This window comes from Candidatus Symbiopectobacterium sp. NZEC135 (assembly GCF_025962695.1).
The window spans coordinates 1-1,303 of the sequence record NZ_JAGFPF010000500.1; the positions used below are offsets into that span (position 1 = coordinate 1).

Annotated in this window: 1 protein-coding gene; it reads right to left on the reverse strand. The window is 42.1% G+C overall.

Annotated features, from left to right (window positions below):
• The coding region (gene mobQ / locus J5224_RS28235) for a MobQ family relaxase (protein ID WP_264628424.1) at positions 1–1,093 on the reverse strand (1,093 nt) is incomplete at its 3' end.
• Positions 1,094–1,303 lie beyond the last annotated feature (210 nt).

Sequence of the window (1,303 nt, forward strand, 5' to 3'; positions counted from 1 at the left end):
ATTTCTGCCTTATATATTCAACCAACAGTAGGGTGAAACGCTTGAACAAACCATCCTGACGAGGTTTAACCTGCTTCCTATTACTTTTAACGGGAGCGCGTTTAATCGTACTGGCAGTTGGGAAGGATGGGGTTTTCAATTTAGTGCGTGTATGAGGTGCAGGTGCAACCAGAACAGGCTGTTGCTCTTCGGATGATGACGACTGCGAACCTGTTTCAGGCAATACGATTTCAACAGGCTCAGGCATTTCTGATACGGTGAAGCTTCTAAGGTCAACAACGATCTGCAGATCTAAATCTTTGAAGGTGTTGTATGTGGCCTGAGCTTCTTGTTTCATCTCATCACGAACAGCCTGTTCAGCAGCACGATTCTCCTGAACGTGCTTACTGCTCCATTTGGCACGATGAACACGCTGCATTGGTGGACGGCTGGTCAATGTTGCCTTGGCAAGCCATAATGCTTTTTCTTCAACATCCAATGTAATAGTGGCATTTTCGAGTGCTTCACTGTGTTGAGCATCAATAGAACGATGATCAATACGCTCATTGCTACCAGCAGCAGCCAGATAGCGATTGGCAATCACTGACCATGATTCGCGCCAAAGGTTAACGTTTTTCTTATCATTCCAGCTTCTTTCTTTTTTACCGAAGCCATCAGCGGTGATCGGTTTTAATGTCAACATCACATGAGCATGAGGATTATTACTGTCAAGATCGTGAAAAGCGATATCAGCAATCATCCCCTTATCAACGAAAATTTTTTGGCAGTATTCAACAACCAGTTTTATCTTGTCTTGATTGCTCAGTTCACAGGGAATAGCTACATCAAAATAACGGGCTGTTTGACCATCTTTCTGACGCTCAACTCTCTCAACTTCATTCCATAGTGCTGTTGAGCTTTCAACAATATGAGCAGGTGCTGAAACAGGGGCTAATATCTGATGATGGAATAAATCTGTTCTGTGGCTGAAATCATATGTATTACCTGTACGATCATCTGTTATTCTGCAACGCGCATGGTAGGCAGCTTTCCTACAGGAAGACATACCTTCAGAACGTTTCACAATTTTAAACTCCAGATGAAAAATCGCCATATAATAAATAACCTCAAATATAACTATGCTGCTGTTAGTTTTTCGCAAGAAAAACTTTTGTGTTGACGTTGACCTTTCTTTTAGCCTGCGGCAGGCAACCGTCGGTAGACCCCACACGCTCACGAAGTGAGTGTATAAGTGGGCATTGTTTTTTTAAAAAAAGAAACAATGTAAAAGCCTCCCTACTTAATTAATACGAAATATATGAAT